Raw genomic sequence first — 24,483 nt, 5'->3', positions numbered from 1 at the left:
CCGGCCGCGCGGAGATCCCACCGCGGAGCCGGAGGCCGGTGATCGAAGGTCAGGCCGGTGAGTTCAGGAACTCGACGGTCAGCCGCTCGAAGTCGGTCTTGCGCTCGACCTGCGCCCAGTGCCCGCAGCGGGAGAAGATGTGCAGGTCGGCGGCAGGCATCCGGCGCACGCCGAAGAAAGCGCCCTCCAGCGGCAACATCCGGTCGTCACGTCCCCAGGTCACCAGGGTCGGTGTGGCGATCCGGTCGGCTCGTGTCCACATCGGACCGTGCGCCGAAGGATTGCCGAGCGAACCGAACACCGCGCGCATCCGCTCGATCGCTCCCGGGGCGAGCGCGCGTTCGGTGCGTTCCCGGATCACGTCCGCGGACACCGTCGACGGGTCGGAGACCATGGTGTCCACCCAGGCGCGCATCGCTTCCTCGGAAGGCGCGTCCATGAACTCGAACAGCCGCCTCGCACCTTCCGATACCGGCGGCGAGAACAGCTCCGCCGCTATCCCGCCCGGGCCCATCAGCACCATCCGGCCCACCCGCTCCGGATAGTGGAAGGCGGTCTCCAGTGCCACGAATCCGCCCATCGAGTTCCCGACCAGATGCGCCTTGTCGATGCCCAGATCGTCGAGCAGCGAGATCACCGCGTCCGCCGCATGTTCCGGATAGGGCCTGCTGTACGTGGCCGCCGGGCTGTCCCCGAAGCTCGGCATGTCCGGCACGATGGTGCGGAAATGTCCGGAAAGCGGACCGAGATTCGCCGCGAAGTTCGACATCCCGGAGACGCCCGGCCCCGAGCCGTGCAGCATGACCAGCGCTGGACCGGACCCCGCCTCGTGGTAGTTCAACGTGTACGCACCGCGACTCGTCCGCGAAGCAACGTCAACGGTCGTCATCCGGGAATCACCTGCCGAATCGAAAGGGGTCCGGAGTTGTCCGGACACGACGGGTCCTGCTGCCGTCAGGGATGCTAGGTCCGCCGCGGTGCGGCGTCCGGCGCCCTCCCGTTGAGCGGGACGGTCCGGGCGCGCGGCGCCGCAGCCGGGCCCGGCTCAGGTGGCCGGAAGCGGCGCGGGGAACGGGATTCCCAGGTCCGCGCCGACCGAGCGGCAGCCGTCCACCACGGCGTGGTGCAGCGGCACGCCACCGGACCGGTTCTCCTCCCGGCAGCGGGCGGCCCGCTCGCCGGGCAGCAGCACGCCGGCGGTTCCCGGCGCGGGGTCCAGCGCATGCAGGCCCTCCGCCATCCGGCTCGCCTCCCGGGCGTAGTCCTCGGGATCGGTGAACGCCTCGATGCGCCAGGCGGACATCCAGTAGCCGATCCGCCACTCCGGACCGTACTGCTGGAACAGACCGGTACCGGTACCGGAGAGCAGCCCGCTGAGGATGTCCACCATCACGCCGAGACCGAAACCCTTGTGCCCGCCGCCGGTTCCCGCGCCGAGCAGCAGCAGACCGGCGGACCGCCCTGGATCGGTTGTCGTGCGTCCCTCGGCGTCCACGATCAGCCCTGGGGGGAGCCTGCGACCATCCCGGGCGGCGTTGAGCACCTTCGTCCCGGCCGCCGCGGTGACGGCCATGTCGAACACGAACGGGGCGGCGCCGGGAATCGGTGCACCGATGGCGATCGGGTTCGTGCCGACCGCGGGGACCGTCGCCCCGGGCGGGACGCCGCTCGGGGAAGTGTGCGCCATGACGATCCCGACCAGGCCACATTCGGCGGCCATTCTGGCGTAATAACCCGCCGCACCGAAATGACGACCGTCGCGCACCGTCACGGTGCCGACGCCGTGGGCTTCGGCCTTGTCGATCGCCATCCGCATCGCCCGGTCGGCCACCACCGGGCCCAGTCCGGCGCCCGCGGCCAGCGCCGCGGTCGCCCCGGTCTCCCGGAGCACTTCGATCCGCGGGCACGGTTCGACCACCCCGGCGCGCAGGCCCCGGACGTAGTGCCAGTGCTCGGCGAGGTTCGACAGACCGTGCGTGGTGATCCCGGAAAGGTCGGCGTCCACCAGGATCCGCGCCGTACGGGCGGCGTCCTCGGCAGGCACGGCGAGTGCTTCGAAGACGGCCGCGGTGAAGGCATGCAGTTCGTCGACGGCGAACCGCCGGGCGGATTCGGTCACGGGGTGCCGTTCCCGCCCGCGGCCGCGCGCCCGGCATACCGGCCGAAGAATGTGCCGTCGCCGAGTGAGGTGCCGCTGACATAACCCCAGGAATGCAGCCCAGAGGTGGCCCGGCCCGCCGCGAACAGCCCGGGGATCGCCGCCCCGTCGAGGTCGAGGACCGCGCCGTGGACGGTGGTGCGCAGCCCGCCGATGGTGAACACGGACGCGCCCTTGCCGCTTTCGACTCCGCCTTCGGCCGGTGCGTTCATACCCGCCGCAACGCTGATCGCGGCGAACGGTGCGGACAATGGCCGCAGCCAGCGGGAATCCTTGTGACACAGGGGATCCTCGCCGTTTTTCGCGTGCCGGTTGTAGACCTCGACGGTGGAGCGCAACGCGCTGGGAGGCAGACCGATGAGCTCGGCGAGCTCCCCGGGCGAATCGGCGACCTGGGTGGGCCGTACGCCCCAGCGTTCCGCCTCGGGGATCGCCTCGTAGCCCTGTTCGTCGATGATCACCCAGACGTCCATGCCCTGGCGGAAAAGCGCCGCCTGACCGACGAGGCCGGGGTAGGTGTCCTCGTTGATGAACCGCTGGCCCTTGCCGTTCACGATCATGCCGCGCGCGATCATCCCCGGGATCAGCGAGATGCCGATCTGGCCTGCGGACATGTGTTTCACCGCCGCGCCGGCCGCCTGCGCCATCAGGATGCCGCGGCCATCATCGGCGCCGTCGCTGTTCTTGCCGAGGCCGACGAGCTGCGGCGCGTGCAGTGCGAGCATTTCCTCGTTGTCCACAAAACCACCGGTGGTGAGCACGACGCCGTTCCGGGCACGGACGGTGAACTCCGCGCCGTACCTTCGAGCCACGACACCGGCCACCCCGCGGTCCGCGCCGAGCACCAGATTGGTGACGTAGCTGTCGAACCGGGCGTCGACTCGCGCGGCCGACACCGCGGCGGCGAGCCGTTCCATCAGCAGCCGGCCGCCGAATCCCTCGGCGGTCGGCCGGTGCCCGCGCGGTGCCGGAACGGCGATCTCGTTGTACGGCCAGCTGTTCTCGCCCATCCACATGAGACCGTCGTCGCTCGGCGGCACCCAGCTCGGCGAGTCCCAGAGGCTCGGCTTGAACGGCACTCCGTGTTCGGTCAGCCACTCGAAATGCGCGACGCTGTGCTCGGCGTAGTGGCCGATCTTCTCGTCGTCCGCATCGGGGCCGAGAGCGGCGAGCAGAAACTTGGCCATCTCCTCGGGCGTGTCGGTGAAGCCGCAGGCTCGCTGGATCGGGGTCCCGCCGCCGAGGTAGATCTCGCCGCCGGAAAGAGCCGAGGAGCCACCGGGCCCGCCTGCCCGTTCGAGCAGCATCGTCCGTGCACCGCTGCGTGCGGCTTCCAGGGCCGCGGCGGCGCCCGCGCAGCCGTAGCCGATCACGAGCACATCGGTCTCGAGGTCGAAGGAGCCGATCTCGTCGACGTGTCTCGGCATGACAGTGCGTTGCGGTTGTGCGGCCATCGTCGTCCCTTCCACCGTTACCGGGTTTCCAGGATCCCCAGCGGTGCATCCGCGGAAAATCGACTGTCCCGCTCACCGGGAAAGCGGACGACGGTCCCGATGAGTGGGAACAGAGGTTTCCCGGACCGTAAGCCGATGGTGAGCTCCGGAGAAGGTTCCCGTCACCCGCTCGTCGACGCGATGACCCCATGACCCGATGAGGAGAAGACCATGCATGCGAGTACGCCACCACCGCCGACTCGAGCGCACGACACCGTGGTCGACCTGCTCGTGGTCGGCTCCGGTACCGGGATGGGGGCGGCGCTCGCCGCGCGGCAGCAGGAGTTGAGCGCGCTGATCGTGGAGAAGACCGACTATGTCGGCGGATCCACGGCGCGGTCCGGCGGAGGTTTCTGGATACCGGCGAGTTCGCTGCTCGCGGAGCAGGGGGCGATCGATTCGCCGGAGCGGGCCGAGGAGTACGTGCGCGCCGCGGTGCACGGTAGCGCGCCGGACGAGCGGTGGACGAATTTCCTGCGCCACGGCGACGAAACGGTCCGGATGCTGGCACGCAGCACCCCGATGCGGTTCATGTGGAGCAAGGGTTACTCGGACTATCACCCCGAGCTGCCCGGTGGTAACGCGGCCGGACGCACCTGCGAATGTCTCCCGTTCGATCTCGGGGTGCTCGGCAAGGAACGCGCGCGCCTGCGGCCCTCCTCGCTGGAATCACCGCTGCCGATGCCGATCACCGGGTTCGACTACAAGTGGATGAACCTGATGTTCCGCATGCCGCGCAAGGGTTTCCCGAAGGCGCTGCGCCGGGTCGCCCAGGGCATCGGCGGCAAGCTCATCGGCCGCGAGTACGTGGCGGGTGGACAGGCGCTGGCCGCTGGGCTCTACGTGGGCGTGCTGCGCGCCGGAATCCCGGTGTGGACGCGCACCTCGCTACGGCACCTGCTCATCGAGGACGACCGGGTGACGGGTGCGGTGCTCGAACAGGACGGCCGCATGGTCACGGTGCGGGCGCGCCGCGGCGTGGTGCTTGCCGCGGGGGGCTTCGACCACGACCTGGCCTGGCGGCACACCTACCAGTCGGAGGCTTTGGAAGCCGGGTGGAGCCTGGGCAACAAGGGCAATACCGGGGATGCCATCCGGGCGGGTGAGCAGGCGGGCGCCGACCTCGACCTCATGGACCAGGCATGGTGGTTCCCGGCCGTCGCCCCGTTGCCCGGTCAGGATCCGCTGGTCCTGCTCGCGGAGCGTTCGTTGCCCGGTTCGCTGCTCGTCGACCAGAACGGGAACCGGTTCGTCAACGAGGCGACCGACTACATGAGCTTCGGGCAGACCGTGCTCGGGCGGGAGCGCGCCGGTGATCCGGTCGGGGACATGTGGCTGGTGTTCGACCAGCGCTACCGCAACAGCTATGTGTTCGCCGCCGGGGTGTTCCCCCGGATGCCGCTGCCACAGAGCTGGTTCGCGGCGGGTATCGCGCACCAGGCCTCGTCCGCGGCCGCGCTGGCCCGCAGCATCGGGCTGCCCGCCGAGCGGTTCACCGCCTCGATGCGGCGGTTCAACGAACTGGCCGGGGCCGGGGTGGACGAGGACTTCGGCCGTGGTGCCAGCGCCTACGATCGCTACTACGGCGATCCGAGCATGACGCCGAACCCGAATCTGCGCCCGTTGCAGGGGAATCTCTACGCGGTGCGCATCGTGCTCGGTGATCTCGGCACCTGCGGTGGACTACGGGCGGACGGGCAGGGCCGGGTACTGCGCGCCGACCGTTCCCCGATCGGCGGGCTCTACGCCATCGGCAATACCGCCGCGAACGTGTTCGGGAAGGTGTATCCGGGCGCGGGCGCGACCATCGGCCAGGGGCTGGTGTACGGCACGATCGTGGCGCGGCACGCAGCCGGGCGGATGCGCTCGGACACGCCGGTCGCACCCGCCGCGGCCCGGTCCTGACCGGTATCCGGAATCCGGCCGAGGCCACTGATCAGGGAGGGAAACCGGATGATCACCGGCAGGCGAATCCTCGTCACCGGGGCCAGTGGTGCCGTCGGTTCGGCGGTCGCGAGCGCACTCGCGGTCGGCAACACGGTGTGGGGAGCGGCCAGGTTCGGCGACTCCGGCGCGAAAGAACGCCTCGAAGCGGCGGGAGTCCGGCCGCTGACCATCGACCTCGCGGCGCGCACACCGCGAGAGCTCGCCGAGGAACTGCCCGATGCCGACTACGTCCTGCACTTCGCCGTCGACCTGTTCACCGAGCCGGATTTCGAGCGGGCGCACCGCAACAACGTCGAACCGGCCGCCATGCTGGTGTCCCGCTACCGGGATGCCGAGGCCTTCCTGCACTGTTCCTCGACCGCGGTCTACGCGCCGCATCCGCAGCCACGGGCGGAACACGATCCGCTCGGGGACTGCATGCGCGAGGTCTTCCCGACCTACAGCATCGGGAAGATCGCCGCAGAGGCGGTGGTGCGCTCCTGCGCCCGGCTGTTCGAGCTGCCGGTGACCATCGCCCGGCTGAACGTTCCCTACGGCGACCACACGGGGTTCCCGCTGATGCATCTGCGGACGGTGCTCGACGGGGAACCGGTGGCCGTGCATCCGGGTTTTCCGGATGTCTTCGCCCCGATCCACCTCGACGACATGGTGCGTACCCTGCCCATACTGCTCGGCGCGGCGGGCACACCGCCGACGATCGTGAACTGGTGCGGCGACGAGCAGGTCGGCATCGCGGAGTGGACCGGATACCTCGCACGCCTTGCCGGATGCGAGGCGAGCGTGCGGCACTCCGAGGCCGCGATCATGGGAGTGTGCCCCGATGCGGGCAAGCTGCGCGAACTGGTGGGTGGGCCGATCTGCACGGTCTCGTGGCGGACCGGGTTCCGTCGCATGGTGGAAGCCAACCGGTGACCGGCGCCGCTTCGCCGGGCAGTCGAAAGGACAAGGCTGATGCAGGCGTATCGAATCCGGTCCTGGCGGGGCGCCGCGGAACTGTGCGAAGTCCCGGTGCCCGTGCCGGGACCGGGACAGGTGTTGATGAAGGTCGCCGGATGTGGGCTCTGCCATTCCGATCTGGGCATGATCGGCATCCCCGCCGAGTTCGGGGAACCGCTGGGTTGGTCGATGCCGTTCACCCTCGGCCACGAGACCACCGGCTGGATCGCCGGGATCGGCCCGCACACCGAGCTGGGCCTCGATGAGGGGGACGCGGTGGCGCTCGTCGCGGCGGCGTCCTGCGGGCATTGCCGGTACTGCATCACCGGCCAGGACAACGCGTGCCCAGGCGGCAGCGCCGGACGCGGATACGGGCGAGACGGCGGTCTGGCCGAGTACGTCCTGGTCGAGGATCCCAGAGATCTGCTGCCGCTCGGCGGACTCGACGCGGTGACCGCTGGCCCGCTGACCGATGCGGGTTCGACGAGCTATCACGCGGTCCGGCGGGTGCGCTCCCGGCTGCTACCCGGTGCCACCGCGGTGATTCTCGGCGCCGGGGGACTGGGCAGGTTCGCCGTGCAGTACGTGCGGCTGTTCGGTGCCGCGCGCACCATCGTCGTCGACCACGCGGAGAACCGGCGCGCTCAGGCGCTCGAACTCGGTGCGGACGAAGCGATCCACGGTGTGGACGAACACACGGCCGTGCGGATCCGCGAACTCACCGGCAGCGCCGGGGCCGATGTGGTGCTCGATTTCGTCGGCACCGACGGTTCGATCGCCGCCGGGCTCGGCGCGCTCGCCGCGGGCGGCGCGTTCGGACTGGTCGGTGCGGGCGGTGGCGGTTTCGGTGGGAACTGGTTTTCCGGGCTGCCGCGCGACGGTGAGGTGTTCACTTTCCAGGGATCCGATATAGCCGACACACGCGCGGTCATCGAACTGGCGCGGACCGGCGCGATCAGTAATCCGACGGAGGTGTTCGCGCTCGCCGATATCGAGGACGCCTACCGGAGACTGGAGTCAGGGCAGCTGATCGGCCGGGTCGTTGCCGTACCGTGAAGCCGCTCCGTTCCCCGTCGGCTTCGGTGGTGACGACCGCGCGGAACCATTCAGTAGTGCGTGCCCCCGTCGATCCGGATTTCGGTTCCGGTGATGAAAGCGGCATCCTCACTGGCCAGCATCGCGACCACGGAGGCGACCGTCTCCGGACCGGCGAAACCCTGACCGATCGCCGGCTGCAGCTTCGCGTACAGCGCCATGTCGGCGTCCTCGGGCAGCCCGGGGCCCGTGCTGGCCTTGCTCTGCCCGGAACCGTCGGTCATGCCGGACGAGATGGATCCCGGCTGCACGGCGGTGAAGCGGATGCCCTGCTTGGCGTATTCCGCGGCCAGCGCATGGGTCATGGACAGCACGCCGCCCTTGCTCGCCGCGTACGCGGCCATGTACGGGTGGGCGAACGTCGCCGAGGTGGAGCTGAAGTTCACCACGGCCGGCCGCTCGCCCTCGAGCAGTGCGGGGATCGACTCGCGGATGACCAGGAAGGTGCCGACCAGGTTCACCCGCAGGATCTGCTCGAACTGGTCGAGCGAGGTCTCGTGGGTGTGCGAGGAGCGCAGGATGCCCGCCGCGTTCACCAGCGCGTCCAGGCCGCCGAGTGCGTCCACCGCGGACGCCACGCCCGCGCGCACGGACTGCTCGTTCCCGATGTCCAGCACGATCTCGGTCAGCCGGTCCGCACCGGCCCCGGCCTTGGACACGGTGTCCGCCAGGCCCGCCTCGCTGCGGTCGGCCGCGACCACCCGCCCGCCCTCGGACAGGATCCGCAGCACGCTCGCCTGGCCGATGCCGGAACCGGCCCCGGTGACCAGCACCCGGCGTCCTTCGAAACGATTCATGGTTCTCATCTCTTTGGCTCATCCGAACCTACATGTCCAGTGTATGCCGTAGTGGCAAAACGTGTCAGATATGCATGGTGTGTCACATTGGCTGGTCTGAGAGTCTTGGTCCGTGGACAACCGGAACCTTTCCCTGACCGAACGGCGCAAGGCCGCCACCCGCCTCGACATCGCACAGGTGGCCTTCGGGCTGCTCGCCGACCACGGTCCCGGGGAAGTGACGGCGGAGGGCATCGCCGGTGCGGCCGGAGTTTCGCTGCGCACCTTCTACCGCTACTTCCGGAGCAAAGAGGACGCCGTCGCACCGGCTCTTGCCGTGGGCGGGGACATGTGGCGCGCCCGGCTCGCGGACACCCCCGGTGGCGCGCGGCTGCTTCCGGCGGTCGAGGAGGCCATCCGCGGGGCGCTCACGCCGCAGGACACCGACCAGACGGACCGTCTCGAACGCACCCGACGGCTGTTGCGGGCCGCCGCGAAGGACTCCTCCCTCGCCGAGGTCTGGTACCGGGTCAACCGTGAGTCGGAGACACTGCTGGTCCCGGTGCTGGCGGGCATCGCGGCCGAAACCGGGGAGCTCGAACTGCGGCTGGTCGCGGCGGCGGCCACGGACGCGATCAGGGTCGCCCTCGAAGCATGGGCAGCAGAACAGGCCGAAGCCGATTCACCCGCCGAGCTCGCCGTGCGCTGCTTCCGCAGACTCGCCCCCTGAACGCGGTGGCAGTGGCCAGCCGGTCTCATCGCCGCTGTTTCCGGCGCACGAACACGCCACGTGCCTCGACCGCCACCGTGCCCGTCGCGCTGGCCTTGTGTGGGGCGGACCCCGTCCAGACGGCCGGTGAGGGTGAGCCCGCGATCGAGTGGGATCGGCCTTCGGCAGTCCGCCGTGCGCGTGGCGGTCACGCCGGGGATCCCGTGGTACTGCACGAAACTGGACAGCAGCGAATCCAGCAGCCAGGCCGAGACCCCACCGTGCATGACTCCGGCCGGGCCCTCGTCCAGGTGACCGGGCAGAGCGGGATCGTGGTTCTGCCAGGTGTACTGCGGCGCGCCGACCGCCTCGGTGAACGACATCCGGGGGACCCCGGAGAGGCGACTGCGCTCCAGCTCGTCCACCGCCGCGCGCAGCCGTCCGGAAAACGCGCATCCGCTTCTGGCGCACGCCGGTGCGCCCGACCGCACCGGCCACCGATCGGGTCAGCTCGACGAGCTCCTCACGTGCGGTGGACATGGCGGGGTTCTCCTCTGTGGTCGTCGGCGGGGCGCGCGGAACGACTGCAGCGCCGGGACTTGCGGATGGCATCAGGACGTGCGGCACAATCTCCGGACGGCGTCGGCGATCGGGACGAACGGGTGCCGGTCCGGGTCGACAGCTCCGGGATGCATGCCGTTGTGGCAGATCGCCACGGACAGTCCGGTGTCCAGCTCTGCCCAGGCGATCGAACCACCGGCGCCCGGGTGATAGAGCAGCGCCGGATGCTCGCCGACCACCGGGTGCGCTCCCGCGCCGCCGCGCCAGTAGCCGTACGCGCCGATGGGTGCGGGCTTGCCGAGATACCGGTCCGGTCCGGCCATGTTCTCGCGCGGGGTGCAGAACCGGTCGACCAGCCGGGCGGGCAGCACCCGGACCCCGTCCAGTTCGCCACGTTGGGCGAGCATCGCGAAAAACCGCGCCATCGCTCGCGCGGTGGCCACGCCGCCCGCACCGGGATGCACCGCGCGCAGGGTCTCCGGCAGATTGAAGGCGGCCGCGCCGGGATAGACCGCTCTCGGCATGCCGAGGAAGTGTTCCCCGGAAGCCGAATCAGGCGGTTCCCCGCCGAGTACCGGGGCACGGCGGTGCACCGCATCCTCGGGCAGGCCGAAGTGGATGTCCTCGATGCCGAGCGGCGCGAACAACTCCTCGGTGACGAAGGTCCGGAAGTCGCGATGTTCCGGATCGGCGCGGTGCACCAGTTCTCCGACGACCCACCCCCACACCAGGGCGTGATAGCAGTTCGTGGTGTCTGGCGGAAAGGCGGGTGCGAGTGCTTCGATCCGCCGGATCATCCAGGCCCAGTCGGCCTGCAGCCGCGGTGTCACCCCGTCCGGCATCCAGGGGATACCGGCCCGATGGCTGAGCAAGGTCTGCACGGTGATCCGTCCCTTGCCGTTCGCGCCGAATTCAGGCCAGTACCGCGCTACGGGAGCCGAGTAGTCGAGCGCCTCCCGGGCCGCGAGCACGTGCACGGCGGTGGCGGTGACCGCTTTCGACACCGAGAAGACGTGGAAGAGGGTGTCCGGGCGGACGGGCGCCCCGGTGGCCGGATCCGCGATGCCCGCACTCAGGTCGACGAGCAGTTCCCCGTGTCGGTATGCCGCCACCTGGATTCCGGTCTCGCCGAGTTCGAGCGCGTGCCGCATGGCCGCGCCCACCGATTCGTTCACCCGGTCGGCCGTAGCCGTATCGGTCATCCGCAACCTCCGGAATGGGCGGTGCCGAGCACTGCTCGCCGCTCCGCGGGTGTCATCGTGGCCGTGGCGGCGCGCGGAAACCGGCCGCCATCCGGAAACTACGAGAATTCGGCGCCCGGTCGAGCCGGATTCCCGCTGTCCGAGACGCCGGTGGCCGATCGCCTGTTTCTCCCGTGATCATGGAAAGCGGCGGCTCCGGTGTGTGTCCACGCCGCCCCAGGCCCCGTTCGCTGCTCTCCTTCGGCTCGGAAGATGCTGCGACCGCGGTCTCACCGAACATTTGTCAGTGAGTGGAGGGCAGATGGCGAAACCCATCATCGATCTCGATGACAAGGTAGTGCTGATCACCGGCGGAGGCGGCGGACTCGGTGCGGCACACGCACGGGTGCTGGCCGACAGCGGAGCCCGGGTGGTGCTCGCCGATCTCGCCGCCGGTGCCGCCGAATCGGCCGCCGCGCGACTGAACGAAGCGGGCTCGGCGGCGCTCGGCCTCGGGCTCGATGTCACGGATCGGGAACAGTGGACGGCGGTCGTCGAGGAGATCGGGCGCCGGTATGGCCGGATCGACGCACTGGTCAACAATGCCGGCGTCTACGAGCCGGTTTCGCTGCTGGAATCCGATGAGCGCCTGTTCGATCTGGAGATGCGGGTGAACGTACTCGGTGCCGTGAACGGGATGCAGGCGGTCTTCCCGTTGATGCGCGAACATGGTGGCGCCGTGGTGAACATAGCCTCGGTAGCCGGTATCCGGGGCTATTCGACGGCCGCGCTCTACTCGGCGTCCAAATGGGCGGTCCGGGGGCTGAGCCGGTCGGCGGCGGCCGAGCTGGGCCGGTACGGGATCCGAGTCAACACGATCTGTCCCGGCGCGATGGACACCCAGATGATCACCGAGGAAACACGCGCGGGCGGCGGCGCGGTGGCGACCATCCCGATCTCCCGGCCGGGTGCCCCTGAGGAGGCAAGCGCCCTGGTGGCCTTCCTGATCAGTGCGGCGAGCTCGTACTGCACCGGGCAGGATTTCGTGATCGACGGCGGAATGACCGCCTGACCCGGGCACATCCGGGGAACCGGGGCGGTCGCCCCGTTGCCGTCTCGCTTCCTGCCGGTACAAAGAAGAGTATACTTATTTTTGGTCGGACCGACTGGCGGTAGGAAGATCACCTCGGTCTCGGCCATGTCCAGCGGCAGCCGCGGATGGCACCATTTTAATGGAAATGGGCGAATATCGTCAGATTATGGTGTACGGACCCGGCGGCTTCGGGTGCTTTGCCGACCATGCCCGACTCGGTTCATTGAACCTGATCGCCTGAATAGAGTACACTTAAATCGGGCCGACACAGGGAAGCGGTGACTGACACGGTCCGGTCGCGTGACTCGGCGAACGGGCTCCGATGCCGCGGTGCCGGGGACGGATAGTCACGCCCAATCGGGAACCTGACGGAACCGGGAGGCGCTATGCGGATGCTGATCGGGGACCTGCTCGATCGTGGTCTGCGCATCCATCCGGACGCGCCCGCCGCGACCCTGGCCGGTGAGTCGATCCGCTTCGTCGAACTCGACAGCAGTGCGAACCGGATGGCCGCCGCCTGGCACAGGCGAGGCGTGCGACACGGCGATATCGTCGCGTGCCCGGCGAATCCGGTGCTGCTGAGCCTGGCTGGCCATCCGGCCATCGCCGATCCGGCCGTTGCCGGGCTGTCGGGCGAACAGGTCTGCGTGGCGGCCCTGCCCGCCTCCCGCACCCCGGTCGAATTGAGTTCGGTGCGCCCACGGTCGATCGGTGAGCGCACCGCCGCGTCTTCGGGCATGCCGAAGAACTCCGCGCGAGGTGGTTCCGGAATGCGTTGCCGCACAACGGTTCAGCACCGGAGGCGGCCGGTCATCTCGTTCGTCCGCCTAGGTTCCGGTCCAGCGGGGCGGACGTTTCTCCGCGAAGGCCCGTGGACCTTCCCGGGCATCCCCGGATGTGAACACCTGATCGCGCAGCGGTGCCTGGTACGCCCAGAACTGTGCCTCCGTCATACCGCGGCCCGCACGGATCAGCTCCTTGGACGCGGCGATACCGAGTGGCGCGTTGTGTGCCACTCGCTCAGCCAAGCGCAGCGCCTCCTGTTCCGCTTCTCCGGGTTCGGCCAGCCGAGCGAGGAAACCGGCGGCGTATGCCCGTTCGGCGGAAACCGGGTCCCCGGTCAGCGCCATCTGCAGCGCCAGGCTCGACCCGATGCGATCGGGAAGCCTCAGCAGCCCGCCACCGGCGGCGAACAGGCCGACGGTCGCTTCGGGAATTCCCATCCGGGCGTCGGACGCGGCGACCACCAGATCACAGGCGAGTACCAGCTCGAGACCACCCGCGACGGCGTGGCCTTCGACGGCGGCGATGAGCGGCTTGCGGGTCCCCTCGCGGATGAAGCGCACGACCGGACTCATGTCTTCCTTGCGGGCGAAGGCTTTCAGGTCCATACCGGCGCAGAAGTCCTGCCCCGTCCCGGTGAGCACGCCGACCGAAAGCTCCGGGTCGCTGTCCAGTTCACGCGCGGCCGCCGCCAGTTCTTCCGCCACGGCGCCGTCGATGGCATTGCGCGCCGACGGGCGATTCAGCGTCACGAGCAGTATTCGACCACGGCGTTCCACGAGGACCGTGGCGTCCTGTCGGCCGGTCATGCGAACCGGCCGGTTGTTCGATCGCCGATGGTCCATTTCCGGCACTTTGTCTCGTCCGCCAATGGTAACTCCTCGATTCTTTTCGCGAAGGCCGCTCGGTTTCCGTCACGAGCGTTCGTGCTCGGCTCCCGTTCGCCCCCCGCCCGGATGTGCGAGGTGATTCGCCGGTGCGCCGAGGCGATCATGGCATGCGGGACGTTGACACCGCCAGTTTTCGGGTGGTGTCACCCCATTCCGATACGGCCCGCGCACCCTGTCGCGCCGGGTTCACCCGGACATCACCCGGCGGGGAGGTTCGGGTGCCGCGCAGGACACGGAAAAGGTTCCAGCCCCGGCCGGTGAATCACGTCCACCGGCGATCCGGATCGTGCGGTCTGGCCAGTGCGGGCAAACCCCTGAAAACGATGACGATGGGCGGTATACATGAATTCTCGATGGCGTTCTCGTGGGCGGCGCACCAGCGTACTCGCCGCCGCGGTCGTGGCCGGTTTCGCGGCCTCGTACGTGTTCGGCGGCCATGCCGACCGCGCGATGGGCGAGCCGGGTTCCGGTGCGGTGCATAATGATCGAGTCACTCTGGTGGCCCGGCCGTATGCCACGCTGGAACAGCCGAGCAAGGCGGACGCCGAGCCGTTCGCCGAAGCCCCGCGATTCGACCGGAGTGGCAACCTGTACTGGGTGAGCGTCGGCGGCGACGCCGATGGCAACCGGGTGTTCAAACTGGACATGTCCACCCGCAAGAGCGTGCCGCTCTACCGCGACAAGACAAGCGTGTTCTCCGGTATCGCGGTCGATCGGGACGGTTCGGTCTACCTGGCGGATCTGGTGAACGGCAGGATCATGCGCATGAATCGGGACGGGACCGGGATGCGCACAGTGGTCGAGGACTATCACGGTTCGCCGGTCTATCCGGACGATATGGTATTCGACAAGAAGGGAAATCTCTATTTCACTTCGTTCGACGGGACACTTGCCGACCCGGTCGGTGGTGTCTACCGGCTGCAGCCGAATGGAGCGCTGGACCAGGTCACCGCCGGACTGGCGAGGCCGAACGGAATCTCGTTGTCGCCCGAGGGAGACCAGATCTGGGTCGGTGAGCTGCAGGCCAACCGTGTCGATCAGATCGGGCTCAATCCGGACGGCACGATGGACACCACGCGGTTTTCCGGTTATCCGCGGGTCATGGCGAATCTGGACGGTTCCGGCGCCGATTCGAATACGGTCGATTCCGCGGGTAATGTCTATCAGGCCGAACTGGCGAGCAAGGAACTGGTCGTCATCAACAAGCTCGGCAAGATCATCGGACGAGTCGCGCTGCCTTCGCTACCGGACGGATACAAGGTTTCGAATGTCGTGATCAAACCTGGTGAGCGCGCAGGCTACATCACGACCGGTGGTGGTTCCGGGGCGTCGCAGCTGTACCGCTTCCAGGCGCTGGCGCCCGGCACGATTCCGTTCTCACATCGGTGATCGCCGGACCGGGCGATGTCTCGGTGTGCCACCCAGGGCTTCCCTCGCCGAGAGTACCCGTGCACCACGTTGATGCACCGCACACCGAACCACGGCTGGGCTGCCACGTCCGGGCGCTCACCTCGTCCGGTTCGGTGAGGCAGCGGATGGGCGATCACGCGCGTCGCACGGGCAGGGGGCGCATGATGACGTCGGTGGCACCCGTAGAGAGTTCCGGAGAAACGGGTGCGCGGAGGTGCCGAGCCGCACGCCCCGGTATCACGACACCCTGGTGCGCTTCAGCAGCAGGATCACCGAACACGGGGCGGTCACCCGGGCTCGGCCGCCGTGGCGGGCACCGGTCCTCATGGCCGCGGCACGAAACAGGAGAGCTCGGCCAGCGCCTGCAATCCTTCGAGATAGTGCTGCTCGGAATGGTGCAGCAGGCGGGGCAGGACGGTGGTCGCACCAGCCTCCTCGAGCGCGGTGACCGTCCGGAGGGCACCATCGGGGTCGCCCACCGGATCGAGCGCTTCGGTGGTACTGACGACGACCTCGAATCGTGGTCCGGACGGTGGATGCTGTTCGAGCCTGGTGCGCAGCTGTTCGGGGGACAGTGCCGCGGGCAGCCAGCCGTCGGCGAGCTCGGTGGCCCGCCGTACGGACCGCCGGGTGTTGCCGCCCACCCAGATCGGCACTTCTCGCTGCACCGCGTGAGGTTCGATCACCAGTCCGGAGAACCGGTAATACCGGCCGTCATAGGATGGCAGCCGCTCGGACATCGCCGCACGGAGGGCACCGATCGCGTCGTCGGCGCGCGGTCCCCGGTCGTCGAACGGGGCACCGAGTACGGCGAATTCCTCGGCCGTGCTGCCGACACCGACACCGAGAATCAGCCGCCCGCCGCTGAGCATGTCCAGGGTGCCGAACCGTTTGGCGATCGCGAGCGGATGATGGTAGCCGAGGACGAGAACGTTGGTGCACAGCCGAATTCCTCGAGTGCGGGCGGCTAGATACGACAACGTGGCCAGTGGATCCCAGTAACGGGTTCCGCGCATTCCGCCCATCATCGGAGACGGTGAGCCTTGTGGAACGCCGACGTGATCGCTACAGGTCAGAAAGTCATAGCCCAATTCGTCGGCTCGTTCGGCGATGCGCACCACCTCTGCGATTCCCGCCGTCTGCTCCCATTCGGAGTTGCGGTCCGGGACGTGCAGCACGATCGGCGTATTGACGCCCATCCTCACTGCCATGTTGTCGGCCTTCTTTCGTCGATTGCGAACGGATTGCTGCGTCCGAGTCCGGGAAACTCCTATGAGACCAAGCGTCTGGTTGGTAGTCTAGCGAAACGGGCCGCGTGGCGGATAGGCGCGGCGACGCATCCCACGCACGCACGCCGATCTGCGCGATGCTCACCGGCGGAAGGGGCAAGTGGTTGTCGTGACTCCAAAGCAGCTTTCCGAACTGATCGATCGCCAGCAGATCACCGAAGTCGTGTTCCGCTACTGCCGGGCCGTGGACCGGCGCGATTTCGACCTGCTCCGGACGTGTTACCACCCGGATGCCATCGACCGGCACACCGGATTCACCGGAGACATCGAGGCGTACATCGCCTGGCTGAGCGAAATTCTGCGGCGCTTCGCGGGAACGCACCATCTCATCGGGCAGCAGCTCGTGGAACTGGACGGCGATGCGGCCCGGTGCGAGTCGTACGGCACAGCCACGCACCGGGCTGTCCTTGGCGGGGAACCGGACCACGATTTCACCACGGGATTCCGTTATATAGACCGGATGGAACGGCGAAGCGGCCAGTGGCGGATCGCCGAGCGGTTGGCCACGAGGGATTGGACCCGCAGCGACGCTGGTCTGTTCCGGCACAAGGAGGGCGAAGGTCCGAGTGGACATCCATCGAGTGCCGATCCGCTCTATCGACTGCCCGGCTGGCCGTCGGCCGTGGAAAGGTGACCGTCATGAAATTCGACATCATCCTTCCGGGGACCAATCGGCTTCCCGGAAAATATGATTGGGCGGGGGAACTCGACGCGGACGGATTCCGTCATCTCCTCGGCGAGATCGATGCGCTGGGCTATGACACGGTCTCGGTCTCCGAACATCTCGGTGTGCCGCAATTCGAGGTTCCACGGCTCGGCGCGTACTGGCAGGACGCGTTGTCGGTCATGGCTTTCGCCGCTGCCGCGACGCGCCGCATCCGGCTGGACACCGCGGTCCTCGTGCTCCCGTACCATCATCCGCTCCGGTTGGCCAAGGCGCTGTCGACGATCGATGTGCTGTCCGGTGGACGACTGAACATATCGGTAGGCGTCGGCCATGCCGAACAGGAATTCGTGGCTCTCGGCGTGCCGTTCGCCGAACGCGGCAGGATCACCGATGAGAGTCTGGCTGCGCTGACCACGTTGTGGAGCGACTCCATGCCCGAGTACCACGGGAATCATTTCACGATCACCGGACTTGCCGTCGAACCCAGGCCCGTGCAGCGTCCCCGCCCGCCGATCTGTATCGGCGGCAATTCCAAACCGGCGCTGCGCCGCGCCGCTCGGTATGATGGGTGGCAGCCGAACCCGACCGGCCTCGGTATCGAGGAAATCCCGCCGCTGCTGGACTATCTGCGCTCGCAGCAGGATTTCGACGGAAAAGCGGAGACCTTCGATGTCAACTGGCTGACACCACCTGGTGGCGCCGTGTTGCCCACGGCATTCGCGGACATGAGTGCCGCCGGGCTGACGGCCGAGCGGGACCGGTTGATCGAGGCTTATGCCGGAGAATACCGGACGATCGGGATCACCAGAACCGTGATCGAAGCGCCCGCGGCGATCGGTTCCATCACCGAGTATCTCGATTTCCTGCGCTGGTTCGCTGAAGCGGTGATGCCGGAGGTTCACGCCGCGCGGTGAACCCCGCCAGGCCGGCTGGCGCTGGCCTCCGGGGCCGGTGCGCACTTGGCCCGAAGTCGAATCCGCGATAAGATACCTCGCAAGCATTCGCTGTTTATTCCGCACATGAAGAGGTTTCGATGTTCTCCGAGCGCGCCTTCTTTTCGTTCGTGGATGTTACGGATCCGAAATATCTGCCCGTTTATCACGATTGGCAGTTGTACGACCATCTGCCGGAAAACCGCGCGCTTCCCGGCGTAGCGTGGGGGGATCGCTGGACCAGGCTGGCGGATGCCGATTCGGTGGAACGGTGCACCGACGGCTTTTCCGGTGTCGATTCCATGACGATGTACTGGTTCCGCGCGCCATACGAGCGCAGCATTGCCGAATGGGACCGGCTCGCCATCGACTCGGTGCACTGGGGAAGAGGACCGGCCGTTCCGAGCGTGGTGCGTCGCTTCATGGGATTCTTCGCGCCGCTGAAGGGATACGTCGCCGCACGTACGCTGGTTTCCGAGGACGTCCTGCCCTACTGCCCCAACCGCGGTGTGCACGTGACGCTGTCCAGGATCGCCGATCCGCTCGGCGCGGAGGCCCACGAACTGTACCGCTGGTACGACCGGGAACACCTGCCCGAATTATTGGACGTACCCGGGGTGATGGGTGGCTGGACGTTTCGCCTGACGCAGTCGAAGGATCCGTTCTGGCCGGAGGGAGGCGAGCCGCGTGTCTGGGCAGAGGGGGAAGTGCGCGCGCGGGTGCTGTACCTGGACGAGGATCCGATCGAGACCGCTGCGGCGATCGCCGAGCACGAGGCGCAGGGCGGGGGAAGCGGACCTGGCAGTGCCGAGGAGGTGCTGTTCGCCGCACCGTTGGCTACGGTGGTGCCGTTCGCTGCGGTGCCGCGCCCGGCTGGCTGAACGGGCCGCGAGCCGTCGACCGAGCAACCCGTTGCGTACCATGAATGTGCGCAGCGGGTTTTGTCTTCGTTCGATTTTCCGTTCAGGTCAAGGGTTTTCCGCTGGCCCGAGACAGCGGCCGCGGTACCCGGTCCGGTGTCGCGTCGCTGACTACTTCGGTTAGGCCACGGTGGTGCCGTTCTCGTCGTTGAGCGGGTGCAGGTGATGCCGGGGATAGACCGGCCAGCTGCAGTCCACGTAGCCGATGGTTTCTGCCGAGGGAGAACAGCTCAACGCGCAGGTGATCTTGTGGGCTGCGGCGCGCACCGGCGAGACGAGTCTCTTCATGTCGAGGTGCTGTATCGGCCCGCTCACCGCGATCGCCGCCGGCCGGGCACCGGGCGCGGTCAGGGGCGCCGCCACGCTGCCGATGCCGTGCAGCGCTTCCTCCCGATCGAAGGCGATGCCACAGGCCCGCACTGCCCGGAGTTCCGCGCGCGTCCGGGCTACCTCGACGCCCGGCGTTGCCAGCACGGCTTCGGCCACGGCGTCGGTGGCGAATCCGAGCATCGCCTTGCCCGCAGCGGTGTGCACGGCGGGGAATCGATCACCGGCGCGGCCGGATACCCGCGCGGTGAACCGCCCGGCGACGTTGTCCAGCAGGGCGATATCGGAACCGTCCAATAGGGACAGTTGTGCTGCCAGCCCGGTCGAAGCGTGCAACTCCCGCAGGTGCGGTGCGGCGGCCGCCCGCAGTTCCTGCTCATGCGCGGCGATGGCGCCGAGATCGCGCACCCTGGCGCCCAGGTGGTAGACGAACTCGTCACGCCGCAACCAACCTGTCCGGACCAGCTGATCGAGGATCCGGTGTGCCGAGGAACGCGGCAGCCCGGTCCTGCCGACGACCTGGGCCAGCGTCAGACCTCCCGGGACCAGGAATGAATCAAGGATGTCGACTACACGGTCGATCATCGATACCGGTGCCGCCGGTTCCCGCTTTCCCATGCCGGCCCTTTCCGCGTCCCGTCGCACAAGGTGTTGTGCGGCAACTCCGGGCCGACGGTGGAAGCACCACCGAGCCGGCACTCGTGAGGAGTCTTCTGCTGGCAATCTAGGACACGACCGCCGCGACTGCTGGACCGTTCTCACTGAGCAGGATCGGGGCATCGGCCACCGAATCCGGATCAGCTCCGGTGCCGTGATGCGAGAACCGGGTCATCGCGTCGTCCACCGCCGCCGCCGGTTCACCCGGTGGGGGAGGGCGGCGGAGTGAAATGGTGGCCCCAGAACGCGCCCTCGGTGATGTCATAGCTCGGCGTGTCCGGATCGACCCGCTCGCCGTCATAGCCGAACTCGACCGCGTGCAGGTCCGGGGACCAGACGTAGAACGAGACCATATTGTCGTTGGTGTGCCGCCCCAGCGACTGCATCATCGGCACCTCGTATCGGTATGCACGGTCCAATGCCCGCCCGACGTCGTCGAGGTTCACGCCTTCGAACATGAAATGCAGCAGTCCGGGGCCGGCGGCCGGAGCCAGCCCGAGGGTGTGCTGGCGGGCGTTGCAGCCGAGGAAATAGAGCGTCCCGTCGGGCGACTCGGTCGTATTTCGTTCACTGAAGCCGAGCAGGTCGACGTAGAACCGGTAGCCTGCTTCGACATCGGCCATGTTCAGGATGATATGGCCCATCCCGAGGTCGCCGGTGACGAACGCGGAGACTCCTGGCGTGACGGGAACCGAGTGGTCGAACCGTGGCCCGTGGAAGAGTTCGATCGGGTTGCCACCGGGATCGGTCAAGGAAACGAAGCCACTGACCTGCCGGAGCTCGCAGTCCTCTTTGCTGCCTCGGGTGACGGTCGATCCGGCCGTTTCCAGTTCGGTGACCATCCGGTCGAGATCCCGGGAGTCGGTGACCTGGAAAGCGGCTGCCGCGAGCCCGGGGGTTTCGGCAGGGATCAGTGCGAGACGGTGGTGGAAGCTGTCGATGCGGTAGTGCAGTGCTCCCTCGGTCGATCCGGAAACCTCCTGCATGGCAAGGAATTCCCCGGCGAATCTCCGCCAGGCCGGAATGTCGGTCACGTTCAGTCGGAGATAGCCGAGTGAGTGGATGGGCATGATCGGTCCTTTCCAATCTGTTGCCGGTCAGAAGGCGCCGACGATGTTGGGCAGAATGGCTTCACCTTGAAGCAGGTACCGGCCGTAGACCGGATAGGCGCCGTCCGGGAGGTTCATCGCATGGTGCTGACCGGCGTGCACGTCCCGCCACAGCTGCTGGATCAGGCTGGTATTCCAGATCGACCTCGGTCCGCCACTCTGGTATGCCTTGTCGACCGCGGAAACCGCGAGCTCGACCGCGACCATGTGATCGCGCTTGCCGCGCATCCGCTGAGCGAGCGTCGGTCCTTGTTCTGCGCACGCGGTGTCGTACAGGTCGCCGAGGTTGCGCAGTAACAGATCCCGGGCGAGATCGACCGCCCCGGATGCCTCGGCGAACCGGGTCAGCGTCAGATCATTGGGCACCATGGCCGGATTGGCGGAGACCTTGGTCCGGTGTATCTGGAGTGCTTCATCCAGCGCGGTGGACGCCATCCCGATCAACGGGACGACCACCGAATTGAGCAGCACGCCGAACCAAGGCAGGTTGTAGATCGGCGAGGTGTTGATCTCCTTTCCGGGAACGTTGCGCTCCATCGTGTCGGAGACGTTGAGCGACCGGTGATCCGGCACGAACTGTTCACTCACCACGATGTCGTTGCTACCGGTGCCGACCAGTCCGGACGCGTGCCACACGTCCACGATCTCGTAGTCCGGACGGGGAAGCAGGAAGTGCCGATATTCCGGTGGCCCACCGGCCTCGTCGGTGACGAGGCCGCCGACGAAAACCCAGTCGCAGTAGTCACTGCCGGAGGAGAAACCCCAGCGGCCGGTCAGCACGTGCCCGCCCTTGACACGTTTGGCCTTTCCGGCCGGTCCATAGGAAGAACTCAACCAGGTGTCCGGGTTTTCGCCGAGGACCTCGCGCTGAGCCCGGTCGTCGAACAGGCCGATGTGCCAGGCGTGGACACCCACCACGCCGGTCACCCAGCCCGCCGAGCTCGAAGCGCGGGAGATGGCGTACATGGCCTCGTTGAAAACTCTCGGATCCGCCTCCATTCCACCGTACCGTCCGGGTTGTAAGAGTCGCATGACGCCGATTTCGCGGAATCGCTTGACGATCTCCGGGGCGAGCTTGCGCAGCTCGATGGATTCCGTTTCCAGGCGCCGCAGCTCTTCGGCATACTCGGCGATGGCGTCGAGGACGGGATGTGTCGGGTACATGTAATCGTCTCTCATTTCGTGCGGCTCGTCAGGGTGCGGCTGGTGGTCCTCACCGCCATGCGGCACTCGTTCGGTGCTGGCTGCGGTGAGAACCGGTTCGCCAGATCGGAATCGGCCACGAGCCGGTGGCTGGTGCGGTGGCCGTGAAGTGCCGCGCCACCGCCGGGTTCGCGGGCGGTGTGCTCCGGTGGGCTGTCGACCAGTGTCATGCGCGACCAGCCCTCTCCTCGTCGTGCCGCGACAACGAAGACGTTATGACCGAGCCGCGTCCCCTGCCAGCGTGTCTCCCACTCATCGGGATACGGGTGACTCGGCCCGGACGCGAGGTGCCGGATCCTGGTGGAGAGCACGCCGCTCTGGGGCACTTCGTTTCCGGTTCCTGTGCGGTATCGGCATGTGCCGCCCGATCACGGTCTCGGTGACCAGCACTTCGGGGACGGGCCGTTGCGCGCGGAACCGGCGGGTCACCGCACTCGAACCCCGGCTACACGACTGGACAGCCCTCAACGACCGCTCCTCGCCCGGTGGCGGGACAGCGCACCGGACCGCTCGTCGGTACCGGCTGCGCCTTGCAGAGCTGCCCACTCCCCGGGATCCGCACCTGGTTCTCGGGACGTGAACCGGCCGACCTGCCGGACCTGGACGCATCGCCCCGGGTATGGATGGACACCGCCCTCGTGCTCGGACTGATGGCTGCGCCATCCCGGGGGAGTCCGCCACCGAGGCGATCGGGCGCTCACCGCGACTGCTCGCCACGATCCTGCGCCTGTAAGAGATTCCGTCGTCGGCACCGGACGCATCGATCTGCTGGTTCGTGATCTGCACCGCGTCAGGTCGGCCGGTACGGGTCGTATCGGTGCACGATTCGTTCGAAGGCACGGGAAGCCGCGCTGTGGTAGGCGTTTTTCCGGTGGAGTAGGCATACGGTGCGGGTGGGGATGGCCGGGTCGAGCCGCACCGGGTAGAGCTCGGGGTGGTCGCGGGTGATGGCGTCGGGCAGGATGGTGGCCAGTTCGGTGTGGCCGACAGCCTCGGTCAGTGCGGTCACGGAGTTGGCCTCGACCGCGAGGTGTGTCTGTGTCCGGTGTTCGGCGAAGTAGGCGTCGATCTCGCGGCGGGTGGCGAACTCGGTGCTGAGCAGGGCCAGCCGGTTGCTGCTGACTTCGCTGACCGGGAGGCTGCCGGTGCGGCCCGCGTACGGGTGATGGGGGCCGACGACCAGATCGAGGGACTCCTCGTAGAGTTCGGTGCTCTCGATGCCGCTCGGGTGTGGGCCCCGGAAGGCGATGCCCAGGTCGAGTTCGTCGGCGAGCAGGGCGGCCTCGATGTGGTCTTGGGTGAATTCCCGCACGTCGAGGCTCAGTCCGGGGTGGTGCTCGTGGAATGCGGTGAGGACAGGCCCCAGCAGGTACGCCGTGAACGTGGGAGTCATCGCCAGGCGCAGGTGTCCGCTGGTGAGGTCTTGGACGTCGGCAACGGCGCGTTCCCCTGCCGCCAGATCGCGTAGCGCCGCTCGGACGTAGCGGAGGTAGGTTTCGCCGGTGTCGGTCAGGCGCACGGTCTTTCCGGTGCGGTCCAGCAGTGGTGCGCCCAGTGCCCGCTCGAGCTGCCCGATCTGTTGGGACAGCGTCGGTTGGGAGACCCGCAGCGCTTCGGCGGCGCGGGTGAAGTTGGCGTGCTCGGCGACGGCGAGCAGGTAGCGCAGGTGCCGCAGTTCCGGTCTCATGCGAGGACTATAGGTGATACCAATGGTGATCATGAGTTCTTCGTCTTGGACACTATAGCTCGGTTGCTGCAGGCTGGGACGCGTCGGAGCATGCGAATTACCCACGCGATCGAGGAATCATGGACTTCATTCAGCGCACGATCGACCTTGCCCGCCGGAATGTCGAAGCCAGAGGGCGCCCCTTCGCGACGGTCATCGAGCGGGACGGCGCTGTTCTCGCCGAGTGCGCGAATAAGGTCGCGCAGACCCACGATCCCACCGCGCACGCCGAGATACTCGCGGTCCGGGAGGCGTGTACCGGCCTCGGCACGGAGCATCTGACCGGATGCACCATCTATGTGCTGGCCCAGCCTTGCCCGATGTGTCTGGGGGCCCTTTATTACTGCAGCCCGGATGAGGTCGTCTTCCTGACCACGCGTGCTGCCTATGAGCCGCACTATGTGGATGACCGGAAGTACTTCGAGCTGGGTACCTTCTACGACGAGTTCGCCAAGGACTACACCGAACGCCGGTTGCCGATGCGCTATGCACCGCGTGAGTCGGCCGTCGAGGTCTACCGGCGGTGGCAGCAGCGCAACGGCGGTGAGCGGCATGTGGCGGATGCGCCGACCGCCTGAAGATCCGTCCGTTTCCGGTAAAATCCCCATTGTCCCCATTGGG

General features: G+C 67.8%; 23 protein-coding genes. 10 read left to right on the top strand and 13 right to left on the bottom strand.

The annotated features are described in order from the left end of the window. Positions 1-49: 49 nt before the first annotated feature. The 3 genes from A37U_RS0130545 to A37U_RS0130535 form a co-directional block, all read right to left on the bottom strand. Positions 50-889 carry an alpha/beta fold hydrolase gene (locus A37U_RS0130545; protein WP_026197765.1) on the bottom strand — a complete coding sequence of 280 codons (840 nt, stop codon included), beginning with the start codon at positions 887-889 and terminating at the stop codon, positions 50-52. Between the two features lie 156 nt (positions 890-1,045). After that, positions 1,046-2,119 (bottom strand): Ldh family oxidoreductase, encoded by a 1,074-nt coding sequence (locus tag A37U_RS46190; protein ID WP_020500476.1) that lies wholly within the window; start codon positions 2,117-2,119, stop codon positions 1,046-1,048. After that, a complete protein-coding gene (locus tag A37U_RS0130535) occupies positions 2,116-3,585 on the bottom strand; it encodes an FAD-dependent oxidoreductase (protein ID WP_020500475.1) in 1,470 nt (489 codons plus the stop codon). Before A37U_RS0130535 ends, A37U_RS46190 begins: the two co-directional genes overlap by 4 nt. 237 nt (positions 3,586-3,822) lie before the next feature. On the opposite strand from A37U_RS0130535, the gene A37U_RS0130530 reads away from it, so the two are divergent. Genes A37U_RS0130530 through A37U_RS0130520 form a run of 3 tightly spaced genes read left to right on the top strand, consistent with a single transcriptional unit; the run spans position 3,823 to position 7,590 of the window. Further along, positions 3,823-5,556: a 3-ketosteroid-delta-1-dehydrogenase gene (locus A37U_RS0130530; RefSeq protein ID WP_040589112.1), complete on the top strand. Its 1,734-nt coding sequence runs from the start codon at positions 3,823-3,825 to the stop codon at positions 5,554-5,556. 48 nt (positions 5,557-5,604) lie between these two features. Further along, complete coding sequence (locus A37U_RS0130525) at positions 5,605-6,510, top strand: NAD-dependent epimerase/dehydratase family protein (protein WP_020500473.1); 906 nt, start codon at positions 5,605-5,607, stop codon at positions 6,508-6,510. Between the two features lie 39 nt (positions 6,511-6,549). Further along, complete coding sequence (locus tag A37U_RS0130520; protein WP_020500472.1) at positions 6,550-7,590, top strand: alcohol dehydrogenase catalytic domain-containing protein; 1,041 nt, start codon at positions 6,550-6,552, stop codon at positions 7,588-7,590. Between the two features lie 50 nt (positions 7,591-7,640). Here A37U_RS0130520 and A37U_RS0130515 read toward each other — a convergent pair whose 3' ends face one another. Next, positions 7,641-8,426 (bottom strand): SDR family NAD(P)-dependent oxidoreductase, encoded by a 786-nt coding sequence (locus A37U_RS0130515; protein ID WP_026197763.1) that lies wholly within the window; start codon positions 8,424-8,426, stop codon positions 7,641-7,643. A gap of 112 nt (positions 8,427-8,538) precedes the next feature. Here A37U_RS0130515 and A37U_RS0130510 point away from each other — a divergent pair, with 112 nt between their 5' ends. Next, complete coding sequence (locus A37U_RS0130510; RefSeq protein ID WP_020500470.1) at positions 8,539-9,135, top strand: TetR family transcriptional regulator; 597 nt, start codon at positions 8,539-8,541, stop codon at positions 9,133-9,135. Between the two features lie 590 nt (positions 9,136-9,725). On the opposite strand, the gene A37U_RS0130505 is transcribed toward A37U_RS0130510, so the two are convergent. Beyond that, positions 9,726-10,877 carry a serine hydrolase domain-containing protein gene (locus A37U_RS0130505; protein ID WP_020500469.1) on the bottom strand — a complete coding sequence of 384 codons (1,152 nt, stop codon included), beginning with the start codon at positions 10,875-10,877 and terminating at the stop codon, positions 9,726-9,728. 301 nt (positions 10,878-11,178) lie between these two features. Here A37U_RS0130505 and A37U_RS0130500 point away from each other — a divergent pair, with 301 nt between their 5' ends. Continuing rightward, positions 11,179-11,928 (top strand): SDR family NAD(P)-dependent oxidoreductase, encoded by a 750-nt coding sequence (locus A37U_RS0130500; RefSeq protein ID WP_020500468.1) that lies wholly within the window; start codon positions 11,179-11,181, stop codon positions 11,926-11,928. 368 nt (positions 11,929-12,296) lie between these two features. On the opposite strand, the gene A37U_RS0130495 is transcribed toward A37U_RS0130500, so the two are convergent. Further along, on the bottom strand, positions 12,297-12,545 hold the full coding sequence (locus A37U_RS0130495; RefSeq protein ID WP_020500467.1) for a hypothetical protein: 249 nt from the start codon (positions 12,543-12,545) through the stop codon (positions 12,297-12,299). Positions 12,546-12,776: 231 nt separating this feature from the next. Continuing rightward, entirely contained in the window at positions 12,777-13,541 is a 765-nt protein-coding gene (locus tag A37U_RS0130490; protein ID WP_020500466.1) for a crotonase/enoyl-CoA hydratase family protein, read from the bottom strand. Positions 13,542-13,964: 423 nt separating this feature from the next. On the opposite strand from A37U_RS0130490, the gene A37U_RS0130485 reads away from it, so the two are divergent. After that, positions 13,965-15,011 (top strand): SMP-30/gluconolactonase/LRE family protein, encoded by a 1,047-nt coding sequence (locus tag A37U_RS0130485; protein ID WP_020500465.1) that lies wholly within the window; start codon positions 13,965-13,967, stop codon positions 15,009-15,011. 344 nt (positions 15,012-15,355) lie between these two features. Here A37U_RS0130485 and A37U_RS0130480 read toward each other — a convergent pair whose 3' ends face one another. Further along, complete coding sequence (locus tag A37U_RS0130480) at positions 15,356-16,243, bottom strand: LLM class F420-dependent oxidoreductase (protein WP_026197761.1); 888 nt, start codon at positions 16,241-16,243, stop codon at positions 15,356-15,358. A gap of 187 nt (positions 16,244-16,430) precedes the next feature. Here A37U_RS0130480 and A37U_RS0130475 point away from each other — a divergent pair, with 187 nt between their 5' ends. From A37U_RS0130475 to A37U_RS0130465, 3 genes are all read left to right on the top strand, one after another. After that, complete coding sequence (locus tag A37U_RS0130475; protein ID WP_157183121.1) at positions 16,431-16,955, top strand: nuclear transport factor 2 family protein; 525 nt, start codon at positions 16,431-16,433, stop codon at positions 16,953-16,955. Between the two features lie 5 nt (positions 16,956-16,960). Beyond that, complete coding sequence (locus A37U_RS46185; RefSeq protein WP_020500462.1) at positions 16,961-17,902, top strand: TIGR03619 family F420-dependent LLM class oxidoreductase; 942 nt, start codon at positions 16,961-16,963, stop codon at positions 17,900-17,902. A gap of 119 nt (positions 17,903-18,021) precedes the next feature. Then, positions 18,022-18,801 (top strand): hypothetical protein, encoded by a 780-nt coding sequence (locus A37U_RS0130465; RefSeq protein WP_020500461.1) that lies wholly within the window; start codon positions 18,022-18,024, stop codon positions 18,799-18,801. A gap of 159 nt (positions 18,802-18,960) precedes the next feature. Here A37U_RS0130465 and A37U_RS46180 read toward each other — a convergent pair whose 3' ends face one another. The 5 genes from A37U_RS46180 to cynR all read right to left on the bottom strand — a co-directional run bounded on the left by A37U_RS46180 (position 18,961) and on the right by cynR (position 23,823). After that, complete coding sequence (locus A37U_RS46180; RefSeq protein ID WP_169526963.1) at positions 18,961-19,752, bottom strand: IclR family transcriptional regulator; 792 nt, start codon at positions 19,750-19,752, stop codon at positions 18,961-18,963. Positions 19,753-20,024: 272 nt separating this feature from the next. Beyond that, on the bottom strand, positions 20,025-20,894 hold the full coding sequence (locus tag A37U_RS0130450) for a VOC family protein (RefSeq protein ID WP_020500458.1): 870 nt from the start codon (positions 20,892-20,894) through the stop codon (positions 20,025-20,027). 27 nt (positions 20,895-20,921) lie between these two features. Further along, on the bottom strand, positions 20,922-22,112 hold the full coding sequence (locus A37U_RS0130445; RefSeq protein WP_063712855.1) for an acyl-CoA dehydrogenase family protein: 1,191 nt from the start codon (positions 22,110-22,112) through the stop codon (positions 20,922-20,924). Then, positions 22,109-22,306, bottom strand: coding sequence for a hypothetical protein (locus A37U_RS0130440; protein WP_020500456.1), 198 nt, complete (start codon positions 22,304-22,306; stop codon positions 22,109-22,111). The genes A37U_RS0130445 and A37U_RS0130440 overlap by 4 nt, the downstream gene beginning before the upstream one ends. A 620-nt stretch (positions 22,307-22,926) precedes the next feature. Next, positions 22,927-23,823, bottom strand: coding sequence for a transcriptional regulator CynR (cynR, locus tag A37U_RS0130435; protein ID WP_026197760.1), 897 nt, complete (start codon positions 23,821-23,823; stop codon positions 22,927-22,929). A 119-nt stretch (positions 23,824-23,942) separates the two neighbouring features. Between cynR and A37U_RS0130430 the strand changes: the two genes are divergently transcribed. Further along, positions 23,943-24,440 carry a nucleoside deaminase gene (locus A37U_RS0130430; protein ID WP_020500454.1) on the top strand — a complete coding sequence of 166 codons (498 nt, stop codon included), beginning with the start codon at positions 23,943-23,945 and terminating at the stop codon, positions 24,438-24,440. Positions 24,441-24,483: the final 43 nt, after the last annotated feature.

This window comes from Sciscionella marina DSM 45152, from assembly GCF_000379465.1.
Taxonomy (GTDB): Bacteria; Actinomycetota; Actinomycetes; order Mycobacteriales; family Pseudonocardiaceae; genus Sciscionella; species Sciscionella marina.
This window is presented reverse-complemented; position numbering and strand designations above follow the sequence as displayed.

What these genes read in the sequence shown, in the direction of transcription:
- A37U_RS0130545 (WP_026197765.1), bottom strand. Translation starts at nt 889, where the DNA reads ATGACGACCGTTGACGTTGCTTCGCGGACGAGTCGCGGTGCGTACACG.
- A37U_RS0130535 (WP_020500475.1), bottom strand. Translation starts at nt 3,585, where the DNA reads ATGCCGAGACACGTCGACGAGATCGGCTCCTTCGACCTCGAGACCGAT.
- A37U_RS0130530 (WP_040589112.1), top strand. Translation starts at nt 3,823, where the DNA reads ATGCATGCGAGTACGCCACCACCGCCGACTCGAGCGCACGACACCGTG.
- A37U_RS0130525 (WP_020500473.1), top strand. Translation starts at nt 5,605, where the DNA reads ATGATCACCGGCAGGCGAATCCTCGTCACCGGGGCCAGTGGTGCCGTC.
- A37U_RS0130520 (WP_020500472.1), top strand. Translation starts at nt 6,550, where the DNA reads ATGCAGGCGTATCGAATCCGGTCCTGGCGGGGCGCCGCGGAACTGTGC.
- A37U_RS0130515 (WP_026197763.1), bottom strand. Translation starts at nt 8,426, where the DNA reads ATGAATCGTTTCGAAGGACGCCGGGTGCTGGTCACCGGGGCCGGTTCC.
- A37U_RS0130505 (WP_020500469.1), bottom strand. Translation starts at nt 10,877, where the DNA reads ATGACCGATACGGCTACGGCCGACCGGGTGAACGAATCGGTGGGCGCG.
- A37U_RS0130500 (WP_020500468.1), top strand. Translation starts at nt 11,179, where the DNA reads ATGGCGAAACCCATCATCGATCTCGATGACAAGGTAGTGCTGATCACC.
- A37U_RS0130495 (WP_020500467.1), bottom strand. Translation starts at nt 12,545, where the DNA reads ATGGCCAGCCAGGCTCAGCAGCACCGGATTCGCCGGGCACGCGACGAT.
- A37U_RS0130490 (WP_020500466.1), bottom strand. Translation starts at nt 13,541, where the DNA reads ATGACCGGCCGACAGGACGCCACGGTCCTCGTGGAACGCCGTGGTCGA.
- A37U_RS0130485 (WP_020500465.1), top strand. Translation starts at nt 13,965, where the DNA reads ATGAATTCTCGATGGCGTTCTCGTGGGCGGCGCACCAGCGTACTCGCC.
- A37U_RS0130480 (WP_026197761.1), bottom strand. Translation starts at nt 16,243, where the DNA reads ATGGCAGTGAGGATGGGCGTCAATACGCCGATCGTGCTGCACGTCCCG.
- A37U_RS46185 (WP_020500462.1), top strand. Translation starts at nt 16,961, where the DNA reads ATGAAATTCGACATCATCCTTCCGGGGACCAATCGGCTTCCCGGAAAA.
- A37U_RS0130465 (WP_020500461.1), top strand. Translation starts at nt 18,022, where the DNA reads ATGTTCTCCGAGCGCGCCTTCTTTTCGTTCGTGGATGTTACGGATCCG.
- A37U_RS46180 (WP_169526963.1), bottom strand. Translation starts at nt 19,752, where the DNA reads ATGATCGACCGTGTAGTCGACATCCTTGATTCATTCCTGGTCCCGGGA.
- A37U_RS0130450 (WP_020500458.1), bottom strand. Translation starts at nt 20,894, where the DNA reads ATGCCCATCCACTCACTCGGCTATCTCCGACTGAACGTGACCGACATT.
- A37U_RS0130445 (WP_063712855.1), bottom strand. Translation starts at nt 22,112, where the DNA reads ATGAGAGACGATTACATGTACCCGACACATCCCGTCCTCGACGCCATC.
- A37U_RS0130440 (WP_020500456.1), bottom strand. Translation starts at nt 22,306, where the DNA reads ATGACACTGGTCGACAGCCCACCGGAGCACACCGCCCGCGAACCCGGC.
- cynR (WP_026197760.1), bottom strand. Translation starts at nt 23,823, where the DNA reads ATGAGACCGGAACTGCGGCACCTGCGCTACCTGCTCGCCGTCGCCGAG.
- A37U_RS0130430 (WP_020500454.1), top strand. Translation starts at nt 23,943, where the DNA reads ATGGACTTCATTCAGCGCACGATCGACCTTGCCCGCCGGAATGTCGAA.